The sequence below is a fragment of the Sulfitobacter sediminis genome, assembly GCF_040811725.1.
Classification (GTDB): domain Bacteria; phylum Pseudomonadota; class Alphaproteobacteria; order Rhodobacterales; family Rhodobacteraceae; genus Sulfitobacter; species Sulfitobacter sediminis.
Map to the genome: position 1 here is coordinate 1 of NZ_JBFNXX010000017.1, position 24,812 is coordinate 24,812.

Sequence of the window (24,812 nt, forward strand, 5' to 3'; positions counted from 1 at the left end):
TCCTGAACAGGATGAATCAGAAAACACACCTCATGGGAATCCCCTTTGATTCAACGAAAGCTGGAACCGCTCTAGGGACGAAACCACGCCTAAATCCCCGGGCCTGATCCGGGGCTTCGTCCCTCCCGTCTGGTCACTGCGAAGGCAGCTAGGCGATGAGAATAGTTTCAGGAGCGGGCCACGACCCAATCCGCCATCTCCGGCAGCACGACATCGAGGATCGACTGGAACCCGCCGACGATGGCTGTCGGTGTATCGTCAGCCACGGGAGCCGTTCGTGCAAAGGCCCTTGTGGCGATCACCCGCTGGCTGCGGTCATCGAGCAGTGTCAGCGCCAGGTCCACCACAGCTTCGAAGCCCCCCGCACCGCGCACCTGGACCTCGAAGGCATCCATGCGGACCAACAGCGCCGTATTGGCAATCGGACCGCCCTCGCTGCGCCCGACGTAGCCCAGACGCCCGGTGCCCGAAATGCTGCGCACCAGAAGCGACTGGAAGACCGCCGGCAACTCGTCGCTCCAGCGCGCATCGGGCAGATAGGTGATCGAAGCCGCATCTGGCTTGACCATGATCCGGTCCGTCGCAATCGCCGCCGATGCCTCGGGCAGCGCTACCAGCAGCGTCCGGCTGGACCGCCGCCCGCCCGCGGCCCCTGCCGCAGGTGCAAGATCGTAGGTGTCCAGGGGCTGTGCGGCAGAATTCAGCGCCGCCACCGCGCTGCACCCCCCAAGCGCCGATGCGGCACCAAGAAGCGCCAGTCTGCGGGTCAGTTTGATCGTCTGCGTCATGTCATCTCCGATAATCGGGCACGCGGTCGTTCAGCAGGAAACGCGCCGGGTCACGCTCGATCCGCCTTACAAGAGAGTTCAGCGAATTGACAAGGTTGCGCGCCTCGGCGCCAAAGCGCGTCAGCTCCGGCAGGCCGGTGTTGGTGAAGTCGCGGATACCCGGCGCGCTGGTCGAGACCGTACGCTGGATCTGCGCCACCAAGGTATCCGCCCGTTCGATGAGCGCGCGCAATTCCCCGGCGATGGCGGGCACGTCCCGGGTCACGTCCTCGACCGCGATGCTGATCCGGTCGGAGGCGGTCCGGATGTCGTCAAGCAACGGTTGCAGATCCGTCTTCATCACGCCCGTCGCCGCGTCGAAGGCCCCTTCGGCCGCCACGATCGCGCCGTCCGCGCCTGCCAGCGTGGTATCCAAAGCGTCGAGCGTGCTCTGCGTCCGTTCGAAGAGATCGCTGGCCGAGGTCAGCGCCTGCTTGGCGTCATCCGCCAGCGGCTGAAATTGCCCGGTCAGCCCCGTCAGATCGTCGGCCACCCGCTCGACCGCCGCCGAGCCCGAGGCGATGGCTTGCCGGATATCGGCCACCGTCGTCTCCAGATCGTCGAGCACCACCCGTTCGATGGTCGCAATAGCGTTCTTGGTATCCGCAACGACCTCGCGCGCCTCCGCCACCAGCAGCGTGCCGTCCCCATCCACAAGCGCGTCAAAGCTGTCTGACGCATCGGTCACCGCAAGGAACGCGGTATTGGCATTCTCGAGCGTCGCCTCGAGTTCAGACAACCGCCCGTTCAGCAAGGCGGCAGTATCGGCGAAACTGTCGATGGTATCGCCCGTCCGCGTCTGCAGATCGGCAATCGCCTGATCGGTGCGGGCAACCACCTCGCGCACCTCTGCCAGGATACCGGGAAGGTCCTCGCGCATCATCTGCTCGGCCTGTACGAAGGCTGCCTTGGCGCTGTCCACCGCCTCGGTCGAGGTAGCCAGCACACCCTCCGCCGCCTCAAAGGCCGACTGGGCCGAAATCAGCGCGGCATCCGCGTTCTCGAGCGTCGTCGTCACCGTTTCGCCTATGGCATCGAGCCGGTTGGTAAACTGCGTGATCTGGGCCGTCGCCTCGCTCACCGTGCCCGTGATCTCGGAAAAATCGGTCAGCGCCTCATCGAGCCGGTCGGAAGAGGCGTCGAGATTGCGCAGGATGTTGCGGACGTAGTCCTGGTTCTCGGGGCCCGTCAGCACCTGGAACTGCTCCAGCAGTTCGCTGGCCTGTTCCAAGAGATCCGGCGCATCCTCGACCAGCGTCTGAACGGTTGACCGCCGTGACGGGATGATCGGCAACCCGCCGTCCTCCGCCGTCAACGGTGCCGCCCCCGGCGCGCCGCCGGAAAGGGAGATATAGGCAACGCCCGTAACGCCCTGGGATTGCAATTGCGCCACCGTATTGGACCGCACGGGCGTCGTTGCGTCGATCTCGATCGTTGTGAAGACCTTCGACGGATCATCCTCGTAGATGCTCAGCCCGATGACCTTGCCCACGGATATCCCGTTGAACAGCACATCTCCCGACGGATCGAGACCCGAGACATCCTCGAAGAGAATTCCGTAGGTCGCATATTGCCGCGTGATCTGGACGCTGGCGATCCAGATGAAAAAGGCCAGCGTTCCAAGGATCGCCAGAAGGGTGAAAACCCCGATCAGGATGTAATTCGCCCGCGTCTCCATCAGGCGGCTCCTTTCGGCTGGGTCGACTCGATCGCTGCCCGTGCGCGCGGACCGTGGAAGTATTCCCGCACCCAGGGATGATCTACCTCCAGCATGTCCTTCATGGTCCCCACCGCCAGCACTTTCTTGTCTGCCAGAACCGCCACGCGGTCACAATTCGCATGCAGGCTGTCCAGATCGTGGGTGACGAAAAACACCGTCAGCCCTAGCGCCGCCTGCAACTGCTTGATCAGGATATCGAAGGCCGCCGCCCCGATGGGGTCGAGACCCGCCGTCGGCTCATCCAGAAAGACAATCTCGGGATCAAGTGCGATGGCACGGGCAAATCCCGCGCGCTTGCGCATGCCACCGGACAGCTCCGACGGAAACTTCATCATCGCGTTCTCCGGCAGGCCCACCATGCGCACCTTGATACCCGCCAGCGTCTTGCGCAGCTCGTCGTCGAGATTGAGTTGCTCGCGCATCGGCGCCTCGACGTTCTGGCGCACGGTGAGGGACGAGAACAGCGCACCATCCTGAAACATCACGCCCCAGCGGCGACGCAATTGCCGGTATTCATCCTCCGGCGTGTCGCGCACGCTTTGGCCGAATACCTCGATCCGCCCCGCATCCGGCTTCAACAGACCAACGATAGCCCGCAACAACACCGACTTTCCGGTGCCCGATCCGCCAACAACGCCCAATATCTCGCCCCGTCTCACATCAAGGTCGAGCCCGTCGTGCACCGTATGCGTTCCGAACCGTGTCACCAGCCCCCGCACCCGGATGATATGATCGTCCCCGGCGTCTTCCATCACACTCCCACGATCGCGAAAAAGATTGAGAACAGCGCGTCCACCACAATAACCATGAAAATCGCGAGCACCACAGAGGCTGACGTGAGGCGCCCAAGCGATTCCGCGTCACCGCCCACCTTCATACCCTCGTAACAGCCGATGATGCCGATGATTAGGGCAAAAAACGGGGCCTTCACCATGCCGACGACGAAGTGCCAGACATCGGTGTTGGCCACCAGCCGCGACTGAAACACCGCGGGTGAGACCCCCAGTTCGATCCATGACATCAGCGCACCGCCGATCAGCCCGGAAAGGTTCGCGATAAAGCCAAGTGCCGGCAGCATCAGGATCAGCGCGAGCACGCGGGGCACCACGAGAATCGTGACCGGGTCGAGGCCAAGCGTACGCATCGCGTCGATTTCCTCGCGCATTTTCATCGAGCCGATGGCGGCGGTAAAGGCCGACCCGGACCGGCCCGCGACGATGATCGCGGTCAACAGGATGCCCAGCTCGCGCAGGATCGAGATGGCGATCAGGTCCACGACAAAGACCTCGGCCCCGAACTGGCGCAGCTGTGCCGACCCCTGAAAAGCCAGCACAACGCCAATCAGAAAGGCCATGAGCGAGACAATCGGAATCGCGTTGATCCCGATCTCCTGGCAGTGATGCACCATCGACGTCAGGCGTAACTGGCGGGGATGGATGATGATCCGGCCGATGGTCGCGATGACCTGTCCAAGGAACGAGATCAGCTCAAGCGCCGTCTTGCCGCCCCGCGCCACCATCTGACCGTAGTCTTCCAGCCGGTCGATGAAATTCTTGTGCTCGCGCGGCGGTTTCTCGTCGGGCGGCATGTTCTTGCGCACCGTCTCGATCAGCTGCGCCTGCGCGTCGTTAGCCCCCTCAATCGCTACGTCTCTGCCCTTGGCCTCCGCGATGCCCTGCATTTCCACCAGAAACCACGCCCCGGCAGTGTCCATCTGGGTCAGAGCCTCAATATCAATGACGCTGATATCCGCGGCCAGCTGCGCCGCCTTCTTGCGGTCGATGCCGCCGACGCCTTCGATATGCAGCTCCCCGGCCAACAGGAAACGCCCGTCCTCGACCCTCAGGTCGACCTTGCTGGTTTTGGGGTCGCGCACCGCGTTCACGTGGGACAGCAGCCTCCGTTTTCCTGTCTGACGAAAAGCCTAGAACAAAGCCCGTCCGCGCTCCAGATGAACCGGGGGACCTGCGCGCTTTTCATCAGTGAATCTTGATGTTGAGAAGAACGCATTCGGAATAAAGCATGTCGATCTCCGACGGGTGCAAAAGGCCCGGCTGGCAATAGCGCGGCGTCGCAAAGGGGCGCACCTCGTCCGGGACGATGCCATCGGCGGCAAAGCGGCGATCGAGCGAGAGGATCGCATCCCGTTCGGGAAGGACAGCCCCGGCGATCTGGGGGGCGTAGCGCGCAAATAGCGGCTGGTTCCCGAGATACATGATCTCATGCGTGATCCAGTCACCGTGCTTTTTCTGCGGATAGAGCACCATCGCCACCGGCCCGTCCGGCGTCTCCACCGCCACATGCCGCAGCTTCAGCCCCTGATGATCCGCGATGATCTTGCGGTCCTTCGCGGGCAGCCTGTCACCCAGGGACAGCGGATCGTCATAAACCAGCAGCCCGGATGAGGTAAGGCGCGGGTGCCAGACCAGCCGCTCCTTGTCGAGCACGGTCAGACCCGCGTTCACCAGCACGCTCACCGCCGCCTTGGCGGAAGAGAAATTCGTCACCGTCACCGCCGGATCGGAGGTCGCCAAAGCAAGCATCCGCTGCCCGATCCCCTGCCCCCGGTAATCCTTGAGGATGTACCACGACGTCATGTCGGCGGTCGTTCGTAGCCCGCCACTGGTCATCCGGTCCGCATAGACCAGCCCCAGAACGCCCACCAGCTTGCCATCATCACGGACCGAGATCGCATAGCGTCCGTCTGGTCCGCACCAGCGCCCGGCCAACAGCGCGCGCCAGCCGTCGATGTCCCACTTGGCCTTGTGAAAGACCTCGTTCATGAACTGCGCGATTTCCTCGCGCTCTTCGGGACCGGCGTAGGCAATATCGACCATCTCAGGCAGCCTTGATCAGGGGTTTCAGGGCGATCCATTCGGCGCGGTCATCTTGCGCCAGCCTCTCGCAGAACGCGTCGCAGAACGCCCAGACCTCTTCGGGCGTCTGCAGGTGGTGTGTCACCAGCCCCGTCGGCTCGTCCTTTTCCGCCACGCCCGTGCGCCGCTCGCGCAGGTGGCCTACGCATTGTGCCAGCGTCTTCTCCTCGCCCGCGAAAATTGCGTCGGGCCGCCAGCGCAGCGGCTCGATATGGCCATTGAACAGTTGCAAACCGGGGTGCGGTTCGGAGCTTGGCCGACGCTCGAACCCAGACAGGACCGAAAATCCCCAGGAGGGCAGATGCGGCACCACTTTCTCACCGATCCGGTTCCAGGGCGGCACCATGATCGGCAGCATGTTGGGCAAGCCTGCCTTCTCCATCCGCCGCCGCCCTTCCTTGAGGTCACGCTCTTGCGCGCCAAGATCGCGGTGCTGACCCACTTCCGAGGCACGCGCGCCCTTGGGCGCGTGGTTCTTGTGCGCAAATCCGTGCTGCATCGCCCAGACATGGGGGGCGGCCCGCAGGCGGTCGGCAAGGCCGGGGTCGATGTCGGCAGGAATAACAGCCAGATGCAGCGGCGCGTCGTATTTCGCACTGAGCGCGATCAGCCGGTCAAGCGCCTCGGTCGGGGCCTCGGTATCGTCATCGCGCCACCAGAACGTGGGCCGCTCGCCCGCCGCGCGCCACAGATCAAGCTCCGCTTCCAGTTCCTGCCACGTGGCCACGCGTCACGCTCCTTGGGTTTCCTGCCTTGGCTATGGTTACAACAGCAAAACGGGGGGCGAAACCGTCAAAGACCATCATCCCCCGGCTGTTTCTGACATGGAGTCCGAGGCGATCCCTTGATGGAAATCAATGAGATGCAGGTCAGCCGCGCCGCAGCTTCGCCGCCTCGTAGGCAAGAGCCTCGATCTCGTCCCACTTGCCCGCTTTCACCAGATCGTCCGGCGCAACCCAACTGCCACCCGCACAGATCACGTTCGATAGCGACAGATAAGTCTCTGCGTTCTTCGGGTTAATCCCACCCGTGGGACAAAAGCTGATCTGCGGTAATGGCCCGCCGATCCCTTTGAGCGCGGCGACACCCCCTGCCGCTTCCGCCGGGAAGAACTTCAGCACGTCGTATCCGCGTGCCAGCAGGCGCATCGCCTCCGACGCCGTTGCCGCACCCGGCAGCATCGGTAGACCCGCCGCCTCCGCCGCCTCAAGCAAAGCGTCGGTAGAACCGGGAGAGACACCAAAGGTCGCGCCTGCGGCTTTCGCCGCCTGCACATCCTCGGGCGTCACGAGGGTACCCGCACCCACGTGCCCGCCCTCGACCTTGGCCATCTCGGCAATCACGTCTAGTGCGGCGTCGGTCCGCAGGGTCACTTCCAGCACCGGCAGACCGCCCTTCACCAGTGCCTCGGCCAGCGGTCGGGCATGGGCAACGTCATGCACCACCAGCACCGGGACGATCGGTGCCAGCTTGCACAGCTTGCGGGTTTCGTCAGAACGCATCGTCTTGCTCATTTCAGCCCCCTACCAGCCGAATACGGCCGCGCCATCCTCGGCGGCGCCCACCGCAGCGCGAAACGGCGCAAAGAGATCGCGGCCCGTCCCGTAGTGACTCTCCGTCAGGTCCGCCGTCGCTGGGTCACGCTCCATCACGCCTTCGCTCAGGATGTCCAGCGTCCCGGTCGTGGCGTCCAGCCGCAGCATGTCACCGTCGCGCACGTAAGCAATCGGCCCGCCATCCAATGCCTCGGGGCAGACGTGGATCGCCGCCGGCACCTTGCCCGAGGCCCCCGACATGCGCCCGTCGGTGACCAGCGCCACCTTGTGCCCCTTGGCCTGCAGATTGGCGAGCATCGGCGTGAGACTATGCAGCTCGGGCATACCGTTTGCCTTGGGCCCCTGAAAGCGCACGACGACGATCACGTCGCCGGTGAACTCGCCCGCCTTGAACGCAGCCTTCACTTCATCCTGATCATGGAACACCCGCGCGGGTGCTTCGATCACGTGGTACTCCGGTGCGACCGCCGAGACCTTGATCACCCCCGTACCGAGCGATCCCTTGAGCCGTTTCAGACCACCCGTTTTCTGGAATGGCTCCGATAAGGGGCTGACAATCTTGGTATTGAGGCTCTCCTTCGTGCCCGGCCGCCAGGTCAATTCACCGCCTTTGAGGACGGGCTCCTGCGTGTAGTGCTCCAACCCCTCGCCCGCGACCGTCTTTGTGTCCGGATGCAGCAACCCGCCGCCCAGCAGCTCCCCGATCAGGAAACCCAAGCCCCCCGCCGCGTGGAAATGGTTCACGTCCGCCAGCCCGTTCGGATAGACCCGTGCGAGCAGCGGCACGAGGTCCGATATGTCCGAAAAATCGTCCGGCGTCAGCACGATGCCACCGGCCCGCGCCATGGCGACCAGATGGATCAGCAGGTTCGTCGAGCCGCCCGTCGCCATCAGCCCGACCATTCCGTTCACAAAGGCTTTCTCGTCCAGGATATCGCAGACCGGCGTGTAATTGTTCCCAAGCGCCGAAAGCGACAGCGCGCGGCGCGCACATTCCGCCGTCAGCGCGTCACGGATATCCGTATTGGGGGTTACAAAGCTCGACCCTGGCAGGTGCAGCCCCATGAATTCCATCAGCATCTGGTTGGTGTTTGCCGTGCCGTAGAACGTGCAGGTGCCCGGCCCGTGGTAGGCGGCCATCTCGGCCGCCATCAGCTTGTCCCGGCCCACCTCGCCCGCCGCGAATTGCTGGCGCACCTTGGCCTTTTCATCATTGGCAAGGCCACTGGTCATCGGTCCCGCAGGCACGAAAACCGCAGGCAGATGTCCAAAGGTTTGCGCGCCGATCACCAGCCCCGGCACGATCTTGTCGCAGACCCCGAGGAAAACCGCCGCGTCAAAGACGTTGTGGCTCAGTGCCACGCCAGCCGCCATGGCGATGACGTCGCGGGAGAAGAGGCTCAGCTCCATCCCCGCCTCGCCCTGCGTGACCCCGTCACACATCGCGGGCACACCGCCTGCGACCTGTGCCGTGCCGCCCACGCTCCGCGCCGCCTCGCGCAGTATCTGCGGGAACCGCTCGAACGGCTGATGCGCCGAAAGCATGTCGTTGTAGGCCGTGACGATCCCCAGGTTTCCGTTCGATTCCGTCGCGAGCTTCTGCTGGTCCGGCCCCGCGCCCGCATAGGCATGGGCCTGCCCGCTGCATGATAGATGTGCGCGAGAAGGTCCTTTGTTTGTGGCCGCACGCATCCGCGAAAGGTACGCCGCGCGCGGCCCTTCGCTGCGCTCGATAATCCGGTCAGTGACATGTTGGAGCTTGGAGTGAACGGCCATGATTTCCCCACTTGTTAGCGCTAACAATTCTTTTCTACAATCCAGCCCGCCACTTTGCAACCGGTGACCCAGAGCTAATCGGCGTTGACGTACCCCTCCGACGTCTTCAATCGGTGCCGGATCGTGTTCGCCTGCCCCAGGGTCTGTTCGATAAAACACCCCTTTTTCGCCGCAGCGATCAGCGCAAGCTGTTCTTCCATGGAATTAGGGCTTTCAAGCCGCACGTCGATCTCGAACCCCTTCGGCGCGGTCTCGTAAATGCGCCCCTCGGGTGTCCACTGCCACGTCACCTTGCAGTCGACTGCCAGATCGTCGATCTGCACATTCATCCGCTTCGCGAAGGCCCTGAGCTGCGTCATGATGCACCCGGTCAACCCGCCCACGAACAGCGCAAGCGGCGGCGGGGCCGAGGCATCGCCACCGTGGAAAGGCCCCTCGTCCGTCGCCAAAGTGAATTCCTCCAGCATCGGCTGCGTCATCTTCACATCCAGATCGTTGCGCATTTTGCCCATCGCCTGCCCGGTGCAGGTAAAGACGACCTCAAGCGGGTCTTTCGGTTGCTCAATGCCCATCAGAAGGCCACCCTGTCCGCGCCTTTCAGCCCCAGCATCTCACGTGCTTCGGCAGGGGTGACAACAACATTGCCCTGCGTCTCCAGAATGCCGCGCATCTTCTCCACCTGCTGTGCGTTGGACGCGGCCAACACCCCCCGCTCGATGAAAAGCGAATCCTCCAGACCGACACGCACATGCCCGCCCATCTGCGCCGCAACCGCGCCCAGCTTCATCTGCTGCGCGCCCGCACCGATCACGGACCATTGGTAATCCGTACCGAACAGTCGGTCGGCGGTCTGTTTCATGAAGACGAGGTTGTCGATATTCGCGGTGATCCCGCCTAGGATGCCCATGACGAACTGCAGAAAGATCGGTGCCTTGAACATCCCCTGATCGACGCAAAATTTCAGGTTGTAGATATGACCGACGTCATAGCATTCATGCTCGAACTTCACCTGATGGTCGCCACCCAGCGTCTTTGCCACCTTACCAATGTCATCGAAAGTATTGCGAAAGATATTGCCGACCGAGCCGCGCACATAGGCCTCTTCCCAGTCGTATTTCCATTCCTTGTAGCGATCCGCCAGCGGGTGCATCGCGAAATTGAGCGAGCCCATGTTGAGCGAACACATCTCGGGCGACGCGGCGACGGCGGGCGCCATCCGGTCCTCGATCCCCGTACTCAGGCTCCCGCCTGTCGAGATGTTCACGATGGCGTCCGTCTCCGCTTTGATGCGCGGCAGGAATTCCATGAAATGCGCCGGATCGATGGAGGGCGCGCCGTTCACCGGATTACGCGCGTGCAGATGCAGGATCGCCGCACCCGCCTTCGCCGCGTCGATGGCCTGTTCAGCGATCATCTCCGAATTGATCGGCAACGCGTCGGACATGGTGGGCGTATGGATTGCCCCGGTGATCGCGCAGGTGATGATGGTCTTTGGCATGGCTCAATCCTCCATGATCGCCACGGCCCGGATGAACCCGGCCGAGGCGGCTTTGATCTTAAACGGGAAGCAGGACATCGTCCAACCGGTCGGCGGCAGCTGGTCGAGGTTCGTCAGCTTCTCGATATGACAATAGCCGATGTCCATGCTGGCCCGGTGCCCCTCCCAGATGATGCTCGGATCGCCCTCCTTGGCAAAGCGCTGCGCGGTCAGCGGAAAGGGCGCGTCCCAACTCCACGCGTCCGTCCCCGTCACCCGCACGCCCTGCTCCAGCAAATGCAGCGTCGCATCGCGCCCCATGCCGCAACCCTTCATCAGGAAATCGGGCTGGCCATAGCGGTCGCCCGCCGAGGTATTGACCACCACAATGTCCAGCGGCTGCAAGGTATGCCCGATCCGTTCCAGTTCCGCGTCGACGTCGTCGGGCGTCACGATGTACCCGTCATCGAAATGCCGGAAATCCAGCTTCACACCCGGATTGAAACACCACTCCAGCGGCACCTCGTCGATGGTGATCGCCCGCTCGCCCCCGTTCATCGTGGAATGGTGGTGATAGGGCGCATCCAGATGCGTGCCGTTATGTGTCGACACCGTCAGCGTCTCCACCGCCCAGCCGTCCCCACCCGGTAACTGGTCCGGCGTCATGCCCGGAAAGAATCCCGCCATCTGTTCAGCGGTATCCTTGTGGCTGAAGTACTCGATCTGCGGCAGCATGATTTCCGGGTCCGACGCGATGCCCGCTTCCAGCGGTACGGAAAGGTCGATGAAACGGCGCGGCATGGGATTCTCCCTGTTTTTATAGAAGCCCGGTGGCGATGGGCGGAAAGGCGATGATCAACGCGAGGCACAGAAGCATCATCAGCGCGAATGGCGCTGCCCCGATGAAGATGTCGGACAGGCTGACGCTGTCGTCATTCAGCGTCGATTTGATCACGTAGACGGATATGCCGAAGGGAGGTGTCAGCAGCCCGATCTCGATGGCCACGACAGTTATGATCCCGAACCAGATCAGGTCCACGCCCATCGGCACAAGGATCGGCAGCATCAGCGGCACGAGGATCAGCATGATCGAAGAGCTGTCGAGGATCATCCCCATCAGGATCACCACGAGACAATAGAGCACGATCAATCCGATCAGCCCCAGGTCGGCGGTGGCGGCCATCTCGCCAAAGGCATTGGGTACGCCAGAAAATGCCAGCATCCGCGAATACATCTGTGCTGCGATGATCAGGAAACAGACGGCAGCGGTTACGAGGCCCGTCTCCACCAGCACCCGCCAAAGCGCGGGCAGGTCAAGACTGCGCTTCAGCAAGCCGATGACGAGCGCCCCGATGGCACCCACCGCGCCCGCCTCGACCGGAGTGAAGAACCCGGCGTAGATGCCGCCAAGGACGACGACGATCAGGGCGGTCAAGGGAATCGACTTGGACAGGATTTCCCGCCCGCTCAGCGTCTCTGCCCCGGAACTGAGGCTCTCGCCGGTGAAGCGTGGCGCAAAGCTCGCCATAAGCACCACGCCAATGGCAAAAAACACCGACAGCAGGATGCCCGGCCCGATCCCCGCGACGAAGAGGTCGCCGATGCTCTGCTCTGTCAGCAGACCGTAGAGGATCAGCAAAAGCGACGGTGGGATCAGCATCCCGAGCACCGAGGAACCCGCCACAACCCCCACGGAAAACCGGGCCGTATACCCGTGCCGGCGCATCTCGGGCACGGCGATCTTGGTAAAGACGGCGGCAGAGGCGATGGAGATACCCGTCACCGCCGCAAAGATCGCGTTCGCGGCAACGGTGCCTACGCCAAGCCCGCCCTTGATCTTGCGGAACATCGCATTGGCAACGTCAAATGCATCCCGCCCCACGCCACTTTCCGAGACAAGAAACCCCATCAGGACAAAGAGCGGCACCACGCCAAAGAAATAGCTGGCAATCGCATCGTTCGCGGCCAGCCCCAGCATCTTGGCCGCCAGCACGGGCGAGCCCTTGATCGCCCAGACACCGACGAAAGACATCAGGATCAGCGCGATGGGCACATACATGCCCAGCATCACCGACAGCCCCATGCCGCCCAGCGCCATCAATCCGATCTCAAAGGGGGTCATGCGCCCTCCGCATATAGCGCCGCGCGATGCGGGCGAGGAATTGCAGCAGCAGCAGTGCCGCGCCGATCAGGATCATTAGCTTCACAGGCCAGGTGGGTGCCGTGAAATCACCCGCCGCGCCGACGAAATCGCCCCGCGTCCACGACTTGGTGAAGATCGGCCATGTCGCGTAGAAGATCGCGCCGACCACAATCATCGCCAGCACATCGAACAGCGTCTCCATCGCGCCGCCCAATGCCGGGAACCGCGCATTGATCCGGTCGATCAGCGCATCCGAGCGCGTCATGCGGCCCGCCTTCAGCGCCTGCGGTGCCTGCAGGAAAACGATGGCCACGATGGACAGCTTGACCATCTCAGGCACGCCCGAAATGGGTGCCGCAAAAAGATTGCGGCCCAGCACGTCCGCGCCGATCAGCAGCACAAGACCAACGATCAGCAAGGAGCCGATGACATTGGCAACCTGCGTGCAGGTATCCAGCGCCCTGAGGGGCGCCGGATCGTTTCTCGCGTTGAGGTTCAAGAGGTTACTCTTTGTCCCAGTCGCGCAGCGGCGTAGCCCCTGCGGCGCGCATCTCTTCCATGTAGGTCGACAGCACGTCCGCACCGCCCGGGATACCCGCCGCCCATTCCTTGGCGGCATTGTCCATGCCGGCGGCCCAGGCCTCGCGCATGTCCTGCGGCGCGTCGGTGATCGTGGCCCCGGCATCGCCCATCGCCTTGAACGCGCCCTCAACGGCGGCTTCGAGGTTCGCGGTGTACCACGCGCCCGTCTCCGACGCCGCCTCGGTCATAGCCGTCTGCACCTCGGCTGGGAGGCTCTCCCACCAGTCCTTGTTGGCACAGATGGAGCCCGCATATTGCGCGCCAAGGCCCGCGCGGGTGATGTAGGGTGCGACCTCGAAAAGCTTGCCCGGCAGCGCCGCCGAGGCGAAGACGATCACGCCGTCGAAGACGCCGGTCTTGATCTCGTTGTAATAGGTGGTCAGGTTGCCAGAGACGCCAACTGCCCCCGTTCCCTGAAGCCAGTTCAGCGCCGCCCCCGGTGCGCCAATCTTGCGCCCCTCAAGGTCCGCCAGCGACGCCACCGGGAAATTGGTCATCAGCAGGTAGTCGTCGATAGTGATCGGGGCACCCACATAGACCACGCCATTGTTCTCATAGCTCGCCTGCATCGTCTCATTCTCGATCTGCAGGCGGTGCATCAACTCACCCACCTTGCCCACGTCATCGCTGACGAACGGCGTGTAATAGGTCACGTTCTGCGGGGCCATCTTGGCCGGATCGAACAGCGCCTGGCAGGTTCCCAATTCGGCCAGCCCGGCCTCGACCGCTTCCAGTTCCTCGCCCACCTTGGCAATCGCGCCGCCGTACTGGCCGGTGAAGTTCACGCTGTGCTCCGTGCCTTCCAGCTTGGCGTTGACTGCCGGAACGAATACCTCGTCCAGCATCTTCACCCAGCGAAAGACTGGCGGATGGCCCGCCGCGATGGTCGCGTTGAAGGTCTCCGCCGCCGCGCTGACCGGCAAGGCCGCCACCCCGGCAAGAAGCAGTGCTCTGAATTTACGTTTCATGTTTTCCTCCCATTTTCAGTTCTCTGATTTTTCCGACGCCGCCAGCGCCCTGATCCCGCCCTCGGCAAAGGTGATCAGTCCGGCCAGCACCTCGTCGATCCCCCGCAATTCCTGCTGCCCCATCAGCCGTTCGACCCGCCCGTCACGGCTGATCACCGCAACCAGCGCACCGAGGGCGAGGGTATAGGCATGGGCCGCCGTCTTGCGGCTGCTACCCGGCAGGGCCGCCTGCAAGGCTTCGACGAATTTCTGCGCGGTCGGATCATAATATTCCCTTACCAGCGCGCGATCCCTCTCCCGGCCAACGATCAGCCCGCCGAAGATACGGGTGTAGGATTGATCCCCGCCAAGCGGCCCCAGCGGCGGCCGGAAAAGCGCGTCGAGAATGCCCCCGATGGCCTCCTTCCCCCCAAGGTCGACCTTTGCCAGCAGGTCAAGCCGCGCCTCGTTGATCAGCTTGGACCGACGCCGAACGACCTCGGCATATAGGTGATCCTTGCTGCCGAAGTGATAGTGCAGCAGCGCCTGGCTGACATCGGCGCGCTGCGAGATCGCCTTCATCCCGGCGCCTTCGAAACCGCGCTCGGCAAACTCCACTTCAGCGGCCAGAACGATCCGGTCGCTGGTGTCCTGCTTGCTTGCATCGCGTGCTGTGGCGGCATCTCCCATGAAGCAAAAGATATCCTGACTAACCGATCAGTCAATGCGATTCGTGCATTCTACCGTCTGTATAAGCGTCTCGATCCATTGAAGAGTTAACGGGGTTTAACCGACAGAAGCCTGACCTGCGATCCGGCCCAGCACAACGGCACTCAGCAACCCGTTACCCGAGAGATATCCGCTATCGCCGCGGCCAGAGACACCGCAGGCCGCGCCACCCCCGGCAAAGAGATTGGGAAAGAGCCCGCCGTCCCCGTGCCTGACCTGCGCGCGGTCGTTCACTTCCAGCCCGCCCTGAGTATGAAAGAGCGCACCGGTGACCCGCACACCGCAATAGGGCGGTGCCAGCGGAAGTCCGGAGAACCTGCGCCCGAAGGCATCCGTGCCGTCCTCGGGGATGGCCGCGATCGTCGCTCCGAGGGTCGCCACCGGCAGGCCAAGGTCCTCGGCCAGGCCTGCGAGCGTCTCGTTGGTCCGCACGGCCCCTACCGCCTGCGCCTGTTTGAAATCCTCGAACTGCGCCGCAATCTCGGCGATGCGTGCGTCGAAAATGGCAAAGGCCTCTCCGCCCGGCTGCGCCAGCACCGCGCGCGCCGCTTCGGAATAGCCCTGAGATTCGTCCCAGAAGCGCTTGCCCTCGCGGTTTACCTGCACGCCGCCCTGTGTGATCACCGCCCAGGTGATCAGGATGCCATGGGGATGCGCCACGTTGCCGTGGCCCTGGTATGCCCCCAGATGCGCCAGCACCGCGCCCAGCTCCGCGCCCCAGCGGATCGCCTCGCCCCGGTTGCCATCGTGGCCGAACCACAGGCCGTCCTTGATGTCCGGCATGTGCTCCGCCACCAGTTCGCGATTGCCGCCAAAGCCGTTGCAGGCAAGGATCAGCTTGCGGCAGCCGATGGTCTCGGCCCCGCCATCGGGACGTTGGACCCTGATGCCCGTAACAAGGTCACCTTCGTGATAAAGCGTCGTCGCACGGCGTTCGCAAATGATGTCGATCCCCGCCGCCTCGCAGGCAGCGCGCAAGGCATTGACCAGTTCGGCACCGGACCGCGTGGGCAGCCCGTGCATCCGGCGGCGGCTGTGGCCCGGATAGTCGAAATTCGTCACCACCGAGAACGGCAAGCCATGCGTGTCCGCAAGCCAGTCGATCACCCCGGCCGCGTTTTGCGCCATCAGATCGACCAGCGCCTGATCGTTCTCCCCGTGCGCCTTGGCCTGAATGTCCTCGGCGAAAAGCGCGGCGCTGTCCTTGATCCCCGCCGCCTTCTGGATACGAGTGCCCGCCGCCGGGATAAGCCCCGCCGACAGCGCGGTCGACCCGCTTGGCACCGCATCCGCCTCGATCACCAGTACGTCCTGCCCCGCCTCCTGCGCCGACAGCGCCGCGACCAGCCCGCAGGCCCCCGCGCCGATGATCACGGTTTCGCATTCCAGATCGAAGGCGTCGGGTGTCGGTGCGACCAGATCAGTCATCGCGGCTGTAACGCTCCCCTTCCGCCAGCATTGCGTCCGTGCCGATCACCGCGTTCAACCCGTTGAAGTCGAACATCCGGTCGACGAAGGGCCGGTTGCTGCCGTTCTTCGCAAGGCTGCCGTAATAATCCTGTGCGGTGCGCGCGATGGCACGGACGATACCGCCGGGAAAAATCGCAATCGAGAATCCACGCGCCTGAAGGTCGGCCGCGTTGGTGATGGGCGTCGCACCGCCTTCCACCATATTCGCAAGGAGCGGCACTCGACCGCCAAAGGTGCCCGTGATCTCGGCCATCTGATCGTGGCTCTGCGGTGCTTCGATGAAAAGCACATCCGCCCCCGCTTCCAGATACCGCTCGGCCCGGTCAATCGCGGCACTCAGCCCCTCAACCGCAATCGCATCCGTCCGCGCCACGATCAGCGTCTCGTCAGAGGCCCGTGCATCGGCCATCGCCTGCACCTTGCCCACCATCTCGCCCGCCGGGATAAGGGACTTGTCCTTCAGATGCCCGCAGCGCTTGGGGTAGGTCTGGTCCTCGACCTGCAGCGCCGCAGCGCCTGCGCGTTCGTACATCCGCATGGTCCGCTGCGCGTTCAGCGCATTGCCAAACCCGGTGTCCGCGTCGATGATCACCGGCAGGTCCACCCGATCCGCGATCAGCGCCATGGTATCGGTCATTTCGCTGACCGAGGTCAGCCCGATGTCCGGCCGTCCCAGACGCGTATAGGCCACCGCCGCGCCGCTGAGGTACAGCGCCTCGAAACCGGCGGCGGCCGCCAGCGAAGCGGTCAGCCCATCGTAGACACCGGGGGCGACGACGATCTCTTTCCGGGTCAGTCGTTCGCGCAAACTCATGCCGCGCCCTCCAGCCAGTCGAGCGCCTCGGCGCAGGTCATCTGCTTGGTCACCGTCGCCAGCGACAGGATCGTCGCGTCATGCACGTCGCCTCGGAACGCTCCGCAGCCATCGGTCAGCATCACCGTCTCGATATTCCGCAGATGCGCGTCGCGCAGGGTGGACGCCACCCCGCCATTGGTCACAATCCCGCCGACAATCAGATGCTCGATCCCCATCGCCCGCATGATGTATTCCAGCCGCGTCTGGTAGAACGCCGAATAGGCCACCTTCTCGATCACGAAATCCGCCGGTTTTAGGGTATCGACGACCGTATGCCCCCATCCCCCCGGCTCGAAATCCCCTTTCCCGAGGAACGGCCGCAGCTCCTTCAGATGCGGCGCGATCAGGGGCTCACCATCTGGCCCCGGCACCAGCGTGAACTGCGCCGAGATGTACTGTCCGCCTTTCGCCCGCAGCGCCTTCACCAAGGGTGCCACCCGCTCCGGCAGCGCCGCGATGCTCTCCGCCGTCTGTCCCGCGCGGCCGTAGGCCCCCTCGGGGTGGATGAAGTCGTTCTGCAGGTCAATCGTCAGCAGCGCGGTCTTGCTCAAATCCCAGCTTCTCGGATCGCTCATGCCTTGCCCTCCACCGGTTCGATGATGGTATTTCCGAAGTCGTCCACGCGCCCCCGGAGCCCCGGTTCGATCAGCACGGTTGTATCGGGCTGCTCCAAAATCGCGGGCCCCTCGATGACCGCGCCCACCGGCAGCCGCAGCCGGTCGTAGATCGCCGTCTCGTGCCAGTCGTCACCGAAATGCACCTGCCGGGTGGCCTTGGGCGTGCTGACGCCCTCACCCTTCGGCGCCAGCGTAGAAAGATCGAACTTGGGCCGCTTGCCGGTCACCGCCGAGCGCAGGTTGAGGATGCGCCGCGTGCCGTTCTTCAGCAGCCGTCCGAATGTGCCCCGATAGGCCGCGTCGAACGCCGCTTCGATCTCGGCCTTCGTTGGCGGCGTGACCTTGCCCTCGTGTACAGCCACCTTCAGCGGCACCGCAACCGTATGCGTCTGCCCGACATAGGCCATGTCCAGTTCGAACGTGACCTCCCGCGCCTCGAAGGTCGTCCGCGCCGCATCCAGCAGCGCCATGCCCTGATCCGCGTGGGATTGCATGAACCCGCTAAGTGCTGCCTCGTCCAGCCCGGAAACCAGCGTGTTGATCGTCTGCACGAAATCCTGACGCATGTCCGCAATGACGCAGCCCATGGCGCTGGTCACGCCGGGATAGCGCGGCACAATGGCCCGCGCGATGCCCACTTCGGCCAGCATGGCACCGGCGTGCAGCGCCCCGCCGCCGCCGAAGGGCATGAAGGCAAAGCGTTTCGGGTCGAAGCCGCGTTCGATGCTGACCAGCCGGATCGCCCCGGCCATGCGCGAATTTGCAACCCGCAGGATCGCCTCCGCCGCCTGCATGGTCTCAAGGCCCAGCGGCTTGCCCACATGTTCGTCGATAGCTTTCTTCGCGGCCTCCACATCCAGCCGCTTGAGCTTGCCTCCGATGGGATTGTCCGGGTCGATGCGGCCCAGCACGACATTCGCATCCGTCACTGTGGGTCGGGTATTGCCCTGGCCGTAGGCCACCGGACCGGGGGTCGAGCCCGCGCTTTCCGGCCCGATGTTCAGAAGCCCGCCCTTGTCGACGCAGGCGATGGAGCCGCCACCCGCGCCAATCGTCGTGATCTCGATCATCGGCGTCCGCACCACCATGCCGAAGTCGATGGAGGTCTGGGGCGACAACATCGACTGCCCTTCATGGATAAGAGACACGTCGAAGCTCGTCCCGCCCATATCGCCGGTGATGATGTTATCGAACCCCGCCGAAGACGCGATATACCCCGCCGCGATCACCCCTGCCGCAGGCCCGGAAAGCGCTGTGCGCACCGGCAAGCGGCAGGCGGTATCGACCGCCATCACGCCACCGTTCGACTGCACGATCATGAACTCACCGTCAAAACCGCCCTTCTTCAGAGCGTCTTCAAGACGACCGAGGTAGCCCGAAACCTCCGGTTGCAGATAGGCATTCAGCGCCGTGGTCGAGAACCGCTCGAACTCCCGAATTTCCGGCAGGATTTCCGATGAGGCCGAGACATGCGGATTCGGCCAGAGCTCCCGCACCGCCGCAACCGCGGCCTGTTCGTTCTCTGGATTGGCATAGGAATTCGCAAAAAGGATCGACACAGCGTCGCACTTCTGATCCAGCAACTGCTGCGCCGCCGCGCGCACCGCATCCAGATCGACGGGCGTGCGCACCTCACCGCTGGCCAGCGTCCGCTCCGGCACCTCCAGCCGGTCGCGGCGGTCCACCACCGGCTCGAAATCCCCGCGAAGCCCCCACGTCAGGGGCCGGTCCCGCCTGCGCATCTCAAGCACGTCGCGCAGACCTTCGGTGCAGATAACGCCGGTTTTCGCCCCCTTGCGCTCCAGGAGCGCGTTGGTCCCAGCCGTCGTCCCATGCACAACAACGGAAATCTCCGACAGGTCCGACACCTCGCGCCCGATGCCATCGAGGAACCCGCCCGACTGGTCGGGCCGTGTCGTCGGCACTTTGGCCACCGCCGCCGTCCCATCGGCCTCGTTCAGCACGAAAACGTCGGTAAAGGTCCCGCCCACGTCCACACCGATCATGCGCCCGCTCATGCCGACACCTCCCGCCATGCGGCACCATATGTCCGGTCCGCCAATTCTTCGCTCATCAGGCCCCGCGCCACGTCACGGGCCACGTCCGCCGCCGCCCGCTCGCTGGCCTTGCCATAGCCACCGCCTCCGGGCGTCTCCAAACGCACCGCCTGCCCCTGCTTCAGCTTGATCCCCCGCATCTTCGACGCAAGCGGCGGGCTGTCCCAGCCCTCATCCTGCTCGAATGAGAACGCGTTCAGTGCCGCATCGCCCCCACCGGATATCCCCTTGGGCGCAAACCGCCCCCGCTCACCAAAGAGAAACGCCTCGGCGCCGTTCTCCTCCAGCACCTCGATTTCATAGATCGCACCCATCCCGCCGCGATGCGCACCCGCGCCCGCGCTATCGGGCCGCAGCGCCCATTTGCGGAACATCACGGGATAGGCCGCTTCGAGAATCTCCATCGGCGGGATCGTCGCCGTCGAAATCGGCGCGTTGCCATGGTTCAACCCGTCGCTCTCGACGGAACCGCCATGTCCGCCGCCATAGAAACTGAACATTACCCAGGGCTGGCCATTCTTCCGCTTGCCCGCAATCGACAGCGCATTGATCGTCCCGTAGGCATTGGCCACCACCCGTTCGGGTGCAGCCTGCGCGAAGGCCGAGAAAACCACGTCGATCATCCGCAGGATCGTCTCGGTATAGCCGCCCGTAGGCGCAGGAAACTCAGCCGACAGGATCGACCCCTCCGGCACTTTCACGTTGATGGGACGCATCACCCCGGCATTGGCCGGAAGCCCCGGAAAGATATGCTTGATCGCCACGTAGGCCGTGGCCACCGTGGTCGGCAGCGCGATGTTAACCGGCCCTGCACATTGTGGCGCGGAGCCCGCAAAATCCAGCGTCATCCGGTCGCCCGCGATTTCCAGCGCCACCTTGATCTTGAGCGGCGCATCCGTGATCCCGTCGTTGTCCAGAAAATCCTCCGCCTCCCAACGCCCGTCCGGCAAACCCTCCAGCTCCGAGCGCATCAGCGCCTCCGCCCGATGTCCCAAAGCGTCAAGCGCGGCCGAGACCGTCTCGGCCCCGTACTCGTCCAGCAACTCGTCCATGCGCTTCACGCCAAGGTCCAGCGCCCCCATCTGGCCGTTGAGATCCCCCATCGCCGACTGCGGCAACCGCGTATTACGCAAGAGAATGTCGATAATATCTTGATTGACCTCGCCCGCCCGCGCCAGCCGCACCGGAGGTAGCACGAAAGCCTCCTGAAACACCTCCGTCGCCGCCGGGTTGTAATTGCCCGGCACCGCGCCGCCCACATCGTGCCAGTGCCCGACCGAAGCGAGGTAGCAGAACAATTCCCCGTCCCTGAAATAGGGTCGCACCAGCCGCATGTCGCTCAAGTGAGTGCCGCCGATATGCGCGTCGTTGAAGATGTAGATGTCGCCATCGGCCAGATCGCCATCCGCCGCCGCTTTCTCGATCACCGCCTTCACGGCAAAGGACATCACGCCGACAAAGATCGGTAGCCCCGACTTGCCCTGCACCAGCGTGTCACCCGTGCTCGCATGATAAAGCCCGTGGCTTGCATCATGCGCCTCGGCGATAATGGGGTTGAAGGCCGCACGGAAAAGCGTCGCGTCCATCTCGTCCGCGATCTGCTCCATCCTGCCTGCCAGAACCGACAATGTGATCGGGTCGATCTCGCTCATGGTCTCACCTCCGCCTTCCGCGCCGTGCCGCGGACTTCACCCATGTCATTCCAGACGTCCTGTTTCGTGATCTTGCCGCCCTCGACCTCGAAGCGGTCGATAAAGCGGATGCCATCGAAGGGCGTGCCATCCGGCCATTCCCCCGACAGCGTGCCCCGGCAATAAACGATCGCCGCCGCACCTTCCGACTGCATCGCGTCGAATCCCTCATACGTCTTGGTGACGAAGCGATAACGGGGTGCCGCCCATTCGATCAGCTCTTTCAGCTTCGTCATCGGGACCGTACCGGGAAACTGCATGGTGAAGCATTCGCCCAGCATCCCTTCCGCCTTCGCCAGATCGCGCGCTTCCATTGCCGCAAGGTAAGACCGCACTAACTCCTTGGGATCAGGCAGCGCCGCTGCCCCGCCCCGCGTCGTCCGGCCACGGTAATAATGCGGCTCCGGCATCTCGTGGATCATCACCGTGATCGCTTCGGGAGCGGCGGGAACAACGAATCGGACGGCATCGGTCAAAGCCTCGCCAAGGCGGCGTTTGTCCTCTGCGCCATAGCCTTCCAGGACATGCAATTCGACAATCGGCATCCCATCCCTCCCAAAATCTGTATTATCTATAATACTAGTTTGAGTGGATTGTTAAGACAGCATCTTGCATTTTTTAGCGCCGCCTGTAATGTCCGGTCCAAAGGGGAGAATTGCCACGTGCATATGAACAGGGGAGAAATGCTGCCCGAGGGCGCCAAGGCGCAGCGCGTCTACCTGTCCCTGCGCGACCAGATCACCGGCGGTTCTCTTTCCGACGGCGACAGTCTGCCCGGCGAACAGCGCCTTGCCGAGACCTTTGGTGTCTCCCGTGTGACCGTACGCCGTGCGCTCGATGCGCTGGCCGATGACGGGCTGATCGAACGCCGCGCGGGCAGCGGGACCCGGGTGCGCGGCGGCTCAGCCCCCGACAAACCCGTCGCGATGAATTTCACCACCCTGATGCCGCAGCTTGTCGAGATGGGCCACAGCACCACGGCGCGGCTTCTGTCCTTCTCCTACGGTCCTGCGCCCGACTTCGTGGCCCGCGCCATGGACCTCGCCGCTGACGAAGACGTCCAGATCGCCACCCGCGTGCGCAGCGCCGATGGCACGCCCTTCTCGCACCTGACGACCTATGTTCCTGCGGATATCGCCCGCAACTACTCCGAGGACGATCTGGCCAGCCAGCCGCTCTTTGCCCTGCTCGAACGCAGCGGGGTAAAGATAGAGGAAGCGCATCAGTCCGTTTCCGCCACGCTCGCCGGACCGGAAGTCGCCGAAGCCTTGGGCATCGCCACCGGCTCCGCCCTTCTGTCGCTGCGCCGGGTCGTGCGGGATGTGAACGGCAAGGGCGTCGAATACCTTGCGGGCCTCTACCGCCCCGACATGTTCCGCCTTGAGATGCCGCTCACCCGCGTCGGTCAGGGGGCCGCGCGTCACTGGGAGCCTGCCATCGGCCAGGACGGGGAAAGCGCCGCATGAGCCGCCCCCGCACCCTTCTCGACAAGCTTTGGTCGGCGCATGAAATCCTGCGCCGCGAGGACGGCACCTCGCTCCTCTGGGTCGACCGCCATCTGGTGCACGAAGGCTCGCACCACGCCTTCGCCAAACTGGCGGAACGCGGTGCGAAAGTGGCCGAACCGAACCTCACCTTCGGGGTCGTCGATCACTACGCCCCCACGCGCAACCGGGGCTCTGACATGGCCCCCGATATCGCGCGGATGATCCGCACCTTGACCGAAAACGCTGAAAAACACGGGCTGCGCCTCTTCGATCTGATGAGTCCCGGTCAGGGCATTGTCCATGTGATCGGCCCCGAGCAGGGCCTCACCCTGCCCGGCCTCCTCATCAACTGTGGCGACAGCCACACCTCGACCCACGGCGCCTTCGGCGCGCTCGCCTTCGGGATCGGCGCGACCGAGGTGGCCCATGTGCTCTGCACCCAGACGATCTGGCAGAAGAAGCCCAAGGCCATGCGCATCACCGTCGAAGGGCCGCTCGGTCCCGGCGTGTCGGCCAAGGACATCGCGCTTAACTGGATCGCAAAGCTGGGCACCGGTGGTGCGCAGGGGCACGCGGTGGAGTATTCCGGCGACACCATTCGCGGTCTCTCCATGGAAGGCCGCATGACGCTCTGCAATCTCTCGATCGAGGGCGGCGCGCGCTTCGGCATGATCGCGCCGGATCGGACGACCTATGACTACGTCAAGGACCGCCCCTTCGCGCCGAAAGGCACCGACTGGGATCAGGCGGTAACCGCATGGGACGCGTTGCGTTCGGACGACTCTGCCTCCTTTGACAAAGAGGTCAGTATCGACGCCCGCACCATCGCCCCAACCGTCACCTGGGGCACCAGCCCCGAACAGGCTGTCCCGGTCGATGCCATCATCCCCCAGCCCGCCAGCCTGCCCGATGGCAAATCCGCCGCCGCCGAAGCCGCGCTTGACTACATGGGCCTCGCCCCCGGCAAACCCATCGCGGGCACGCCGGTCGATCAGGTCTTCATCGGCTCCTGCACCAACGGCCGCATCGAGGACCTGCGTGCCGCCGCTGCCGTGCTTTCGGGCCGCAAGGCCAAGGTGCCGGGCATCGTCTCCCCCGGCTCGGCGCAGGTAAAGGCCCAGGCCGAACAGGAGGGCCTCGACCGCATCTTCACCGAAGCGGGTCTCGACTGGGTCGCCTCCGGCTGCTCCATGTGCGTCGGCATGAATGGCGATATCGTCGCCCCCGGCAAGCGCTGCGCGTCGTCCACCAACCGGAATTTCCGGGGCCGCCAGGGCCGCGGTGCCCGCACGCATCTGATGTCCCCCGCCATGGTCGCCGCCGCCGCCGTGACCGGAGAGATCGCCGACGTCCGCCCCCTTCTTCAGAACAGGGCCGCGTGATGGGGGGCTGGACCGAACATAAGGGACAGGCCGTGCTGCTCCCCCTCGATAACGTCGATACGGATCAGCTGATCCCGGCGCGCTTCATGTCCACCCCGCGCAGCGCGGGCTACGGCAACTACCTGCTGCACGACCTGCGCCACGACGAGGACGGCACGCCGAAACCGGACTTCCCGCTGAACGCCAATCCTGTCGCGTCGATCCTTGTCGCCGGCCCGAACTTCGGCAGCGGGTCCTCGCGCGAGGCGGCGGTCTACGCGCTGGTCGACGCGGGCATCCGCGCCGTCATAGCCCCCAGCTTCGGCGATATCTTCGCCAGCAATGCCGTCAACAACGGCCTGCTGCCTGCCCGCGTATCCCCCGAGGCAGTCGAAAAACTGCGCGAAGCGCTCGCCGACCAACCAAGCCAGGCAAGCGTTGACCTTGAGACCCGCTGCATCACCATCAACGACATCACCGTGGACTTCGAGCTTCAGGACAACTGGCGCACAAAGCTCGTGAACGGATGGGACGACATCGACCTGACTTTGCAGCACGCTGACGTCATCCGCGCGTTCAGGGACGAAAGACATCTCAACGCGAACTGGGCCTGGCCCGCCGCGCCGAATTGAGAAAGGCC

The 24,812-nt window shown here is 64.0% G+C and carries 24 protein-coding genes; 3 read left to right on the forward strand and 21 right to left on the reverse strand.

Annotation, left to right across the window (positions count from 1 at the left end):
• Positions 1-167: 167 nt before the first annotated feature.
• The 21 genes from AB2B41_RS18160 to AB2B41_RS18260 all read right to left on the reverse strand — a co-directional run bounded on the left by AB2B41_RS18160 (position 168) and on the right by AB2B41_RS18260 (position 21,869).
• A complete protein-coding gene (locus AB2B41_RS18160) occupies positions 168-788 on the reverse strand; it encodes an ABC-type transport auxiliary lipoprotein family protein (RefSeq protein ID WP_367879240.1) in 621 nt (206 codons plus the stop codon).
• Position 789: 1 nt separating this feature from the next.
• Positions 790-2,505, reverse strand: coding sequence for an MCE family protein (locus tag AB2B41_RS18165; RefSeq protein WP_367879241.1), 1,716 nt, complete (start codon positions 2,503-2,505; stop codon positions 790-792).
• Entirely contained in the window at positions 2,505-3,299 is a 795-nt protein-coding gene (locus AB2B41_RS18170; RefSeq protein WP_367879242.1) for an ABC transporter ATP-binding protein, read from the reverse strand. The genes AB2B41_RS18165 and AB2B41_RS18170 overlap by 1 nt, the downstream gene beginning before the upstream one ends.
• Positions 3,299-4,423, reverse strand: a complete 1,125-nt coding sequence (locus AB2B41_RS18175; RefSeq protein ID WP_367879315.1) for an ABC transporter permease — start codon at positions 4,421-4,423, stop codon at positions 3,299-3,301. The genes AB2B41_RS18170 and AB2B41_RS18175 overlap by 1 nt, the downstream gene beginning before the upstream one ends.
• Positions 4,424-4,526: 103 nt before the next feature.
• Positions 4,527-5,384, reverse strand: coding sequence for a GNAT family N-acetyltransferase (locus AB2B41_RS18180; RefSeq protein ID WP_367879243.1), 858 nt, complete (start codon positions 5,382-5,384; stop codon positions 4,527-4,529).
• A gap of 1 nt (position 5,385) precedes the next feature.
• Positions 5,386-6,150: a polysaccharide deacetylase family protein gene (locus tag AB2B41_RS18185; protein WP_367879244.1), complete on the reverse strand. Its 765-nt coding sequence runs from the start codon at positions 6,148-6,150 to the stop codon at positions 5,386-5,388.
• 142 nt (positions 6,151-6,292) lie between these two features.
• The gene (eda, locus tag AB2B41_RS18190) at positions 6,293-6,937 is read right to left on the reverse strand and encodes a bifunctional 4-hydroxy-2-oxoglutarate aldolase/2-dehydro-3-deoxy-phosphogluconate aldolase (protein ID WP_367879245.1); all 645 of its coding nucleotides are present in this window, start codon (positions 6,935-6,937) and stop codon (positions 6,293-6,295) included.
• 9 nt (positions 6,938-6,946) lie between these two features.
• Positions 6,947-8,755, reverse strand: coding sequence for a phosphogluconate dehydratase (edd, locus tag AB2B41_RS18195; protein ID WP_367879246.1), 1,809 nt, complete (start codon positions 8,753-8,755; stop codon positions 6,947-6,949).
• Between the two features lie 74 nt (positions 8,756-8,829).
• Complete coding sequence (locus AB2B41_RS18200) at positions 8,830-9,327, reverse strand: OsmC-related (seleno)protein (RefSeq protein WP_367879247.1); 498 nt, start codon at positions 9,325-9,327, stop codon at positions 8,830-8,832.
• Positions 9,327-10,253, reverse strand: coding sequence for a 3,5-dioxohexanoate:acetyl-CoA acetone transferase (kce, locus tag AB2B41_RS18205; protein WP_367879248.1), 927 nt, complete (start codon positions 10,251-10,253; stop codon positions 9,327-9,329). The genes AB2B41_RS18200 and kce overlap by 1 nt, the downstream gene beginning before the upstream one ends.
• A gap of 3 nt (positions 10,254-10,256) precedes the next feature.
• Complete coding sequence (locus tag AB2B41_RS18210) at positions 10,257-11,033, reverse strand: cyclase family protein (RefSeq protein WP_367879249.1); 777 nt, start codon at positions 11,031-11,033, stop codon at positions 10,257-10,259.
• A gap of 16 nt (positions 11,034-11,049) precedes the next feature.
• Complete coding sequence (locus AB2B41_RS18215) at positions 11,050-12,354, reverse strand: TRAP transporter large permease (RefSeq protein ID WP_367879250.1); 1,305 nt, start codon at positions 12,352-12,354, stop codon at positions 11,050-11,052.
• The gene (locus AB2B41_RS18220; protein WP_367879251.1) at positions 12,341-12,874 is read right to left on the reverse strand and encodes a TRAP transporter small permease subunit; all 534 of its coding nucleotides are present in this window, start codon (positions 12,872-12,874) and stop codon (positions 12,341-12,343) included. The genes AB2B41_RS18215 and AB2B41_RS18220 overlap by 14 nt, the downstream gene beginning before the upstream one ends.
• A 4-nt stretch (positions 12,875-12,878) precedes the next feature.
• A complete protein-coding gene (locus AB2B41_RS18225; RefSeq protein WP_367879252.1) occupies positions 12,879-13,925 on the reverse strand; it encodes a C4-dicarboxylate TRAP transporter substrate-binding protein in 1,047 nt (348 codons plus the stop codon).
• Between the two features lie 15 nt (positions 13,926-13,940).
• Positions 13,941-14,594: a TetR/AcrR family transcriptional regulator gene (locus tag AB2B41_RS18230; protein ID WP_367879253.1), complete on the reverse strand. Its 654-nt coding sequence runs from the start codon at positions 14,592-14,594 to the stop codon at positions 13,941-13,943.
• A 96-nt stretch (positions 14,595-14,690) separates the two neighbouring features.
• On the reverse strand, positions 14,691-16,061 hold the full coding sequence (locus AB2B41_RS18235; protein ID WP_367879254.1) for an FAD-dependent oxidoreductase: 1,371 nt from the start codon (positions 16,059-16,061) through the stop codon (positions 14,691-14,693).
• Positions 16,054-16,917, reverse strand: coding sequence for an isocitrate lyase/PEP mutase family protein (locus tag AB2B41_RS18240; RefSeq protein ID WP_367879255.1), 864 nt, complete (start codon positions 16,915-16,917; stop codon positions 16,054-16,056). The genes AB2B41_RS18235 and AB2B41_RS18240 overlap by 8 nt, the downstream gene beginning before the upstream one ends.
• Entirely contained in the window at positions 16,914-17,534 is a 621-nt protein-coding gene (locus tag AB2B41_RS18245; protein WP_367879256.1) for a cysteine hydrolase family protein, read from the reverse strand. The genes AB2B41_RS18240 and AB2B41_RS18245 overlap by 4 nt, the downstream gene beginning before the upstream one ends.
• Positions 17,531-19,594, reverse strand: a complete 2,064-nt coding sequence (locus AB2B41_RS18250; protein ID WP_367879257.1) for a hydantoinase/oxoprolinase family protein — start codon at positions 19,592-19,594, stop codon at positions 17,531-17,533. The genes AB2B41_RS18245 and AB2B41_RS18250 overlap by 4 nt, the downstream gene beginning before the upstream one ends.
• Complete coding sequence (locus tag AB2B41_RS18255; RefSeq protein ID WP_367879258.1) at positions 19,591-21,285, reverse strand: hydantoinase B/oxoprolinase family protein; 1,695 nt, start codon at positions 21,283-21,285, stop codon at positions 19,591-19,593. Before AB2B41_RS18255 ends, AB2B41_RS18250 begins: the two co-directional genes overlap by 4 nt.
• Positions 21,282-21,869, reverse strand: a complete 588-nt coding sequence (locus AB2B41_RS18260; RefSeq protein ID WP_367879259.1) for a tautomerase family protein — start codon at positions 21,867-21,869, stop codon at positions 21,282-21,284. Before AB2B41_RS18260 ends, AB2B41_RS18255 begins: the two co-directional genes overlap by 4 nt.
• A 123-nt stretch (positions 21,870-21,992) precedes the next feature.
• Between AB2B41_RS18260 and AB2B41_RS18265 the strand changes: the two genes are divergently transcribed.
• From AB2B41_RS18265 to leuD, 3 genes are read left to right on the forward strand one after another with little or no spacing between them, the layout of a single operon-like run.
• Positions 21,993-22,790 (forward strand): GntR family transcriptional regulator, encoded by a 798-nt coding sequence (locus AB2B41_RS18265; RefSeq protein ID WP_367879260.1) that lies wholly within the window; start codon positions 21,993-21,995, stop codon positions 22,788-22,790.
• A complete protein-coding gene (gene leuC / locus AB2B41_RS18270; RefSeq protein WP_367879261.1) occupies positions 22,787-24,193 on the forward strand; it encodes a 3-isopropylmalate dehydratase large subunit in 1,407 nt (468 codons plus the stop codon). Before AB2B41_RS18265 ends, leuC begins: the two co-directional genes overlap by 4 nt.
• On the forward strand, positions 24,193-24,804 hold the full coding sequence (leuD, locus tag AB2B41_RS18275) for a 3-isopropylmalate dehydratase small subunit (RefSeq protein ID WP_367879262.1): 612 nt from the start codon (positions 24,193-24,195) through the stop codon (positions 24,802-24,804). The genes leuC and leuD overlap by 1 nt, the downstream gene beginning before the upstream one ends.
• Positions 24,805-24,812 lie beyond the last annotated feature (8 nt).

Excerpts from the sequence above, each read along its gene's own strand:
- kce (WP_367879248.1), bottom strand. The coding sequence starts at position 10,253 with ATGCCAAAGACCATCATCACCTGCGCGATCACCGGGGCAATCCATACG.
- AB2B41_RS18260 (WP_367879259.1), bottom strand. The coding sequence starts at position 21,869 with ATGCCGATTGTCGAATTGCATGTCCTGGAAGGCTATGGCGCAGAGGAC.
- AB2B41_RS18265 (WP_367879260.1), top strand. The coding sequence starts at position 21,993 with ATGAACAGGGGAGAAATGCTGCCCGAGGGCGCCAAGGCGCAGCGCGTC.
- AB2B41_RS18255 (WP_367879258.1), bottom strand. The coding sequence starts at position 21,285 with ATGAGCGAGATCGACCCGATCACATTGTCGGTTCTGGCAGGCAGGATG.
- AB2B41_RS18240 (WP_367879255.1), bottom strand. The coding sequence starts at position 16,917 with ATGAGTTTGCGCGAACGACTGACCCGGAAAGAGATCGTCGTCGCCCCC.
- leuC (WP_367879261.1), top strand. The coding sequence starts at position 22,787 with ATGAGCCGCCCCCGCACCCTTCTCGACAAGCTTTGGTCGGCGCATGAA.
- AB2B41_RS18200 (WP_367879247.1), bottom strand. The coding sequence starts at position 9,327 with ATGGGCATTGAGCAACCGAAAGACCCGCTTGAGGTCGTCTTTACCTGC.
- AB2B41_RS18160 (WP_367879240.1), bottom strand. The coding sequence starts at position 788 with ATGACGCAGACGATCAAACTGACCCGCAGACTGGCGCTTCTTGGTGCC.
- AB2B41_RS18215 (WP_367879250.1), bottom strand. The coding sequence starts at position 12,354 with ATGACCCCCTTTGAGATCGGATTGATGGCGCTGGGCGGCATGGGGCTG.
- AB2B41_RS18165 (WP_367879241.1), bottom strand. The coding sequence starts at position 2,505 with ATGGAGACGCGGGCGAATTACATCCTGATCGGGGTTTTCACCCTTCTG.
- AB2B41_RS18245 (WP_367879256.1), bottom strand. The coding sequence starts at position 17,534 with ATGAGCGATCCGAGAAGCTGGGATTTGAGCAAGACCGCGCTGCTGACG.
- leuD (WP_367879262.1), top strand. The coding sequence starts at position 24,193 with ATGGGGGGCTGGACCGAACATAAGGGACAGGCCGTGCTGCTCCCCCTC.
- edd (WP_367879246.1), bottom strand. The coding sequence starts at position 8,755 with ATGGCCGTTCACTCCAAGCTCCAACATGTCACTGACCGGATTATCGAG.
- AB2B41_RS18225 (WP_367879252.1), bottom strand. The coding sequence starts at position 13,925 with ATGAAACGTAAATTCAGAGCACTGCTTCTTGCCGGGGTGGCGGCCTTG.
- AB2B41_RS18180 (WP_367879243.1), bottom strand. The coding sequence starts at position 5,384 with ATGGTCGATATTGCCTACGCCGGTCCCGAAGAGCGCGAGGAAATCGCG.
- AB2B41_RS18235 (WP_367879254.1), bottom strand. The coding sequence starts at position 16,061 with ATGACTGATCTGGTCGCACCGACACCCGACGCCTTCGATCTGGAATGC.
- AB2B41_RS18170 (WP_367879242.1), bottom strand. The coding sequence starts at position 3,299 with ATGGAAGACGCCGGGGACGATCATATCATCCGGGTGCGGGGGCTGGTG.
- AB2B41_RS18230 (WP_367879253.1), bottom strand. The coding sequence starts at position 14,594 with ATGGGAGATGCCGCCACAGCACGCGATGCAAGCAAGCAGGACACCAGC.
- AB2B41_RS18210 (WP_367879249.1), bottom strand. The coding sequence starts at position 11,033 with ATGCCGCGCCGTTTCATCGACCTTTCCGTACCGCTGGAAGCGGGCATC.
- eda (WP_367879245.1), bottom strand. The coding sequence starts at position 6,937 with ATGAGCAAGACGATGCGTTCTGACGAAACCCGCAAGCTGTGCAAGCTG.
- AB2B41_RS18250 (WP_367879257.1), bottom strand. The coding sequence starts at position 19,594 with ATGAGCGGGCGCATGATCGGTGTGGACGTGGGCGGGACCTTTACCGAC.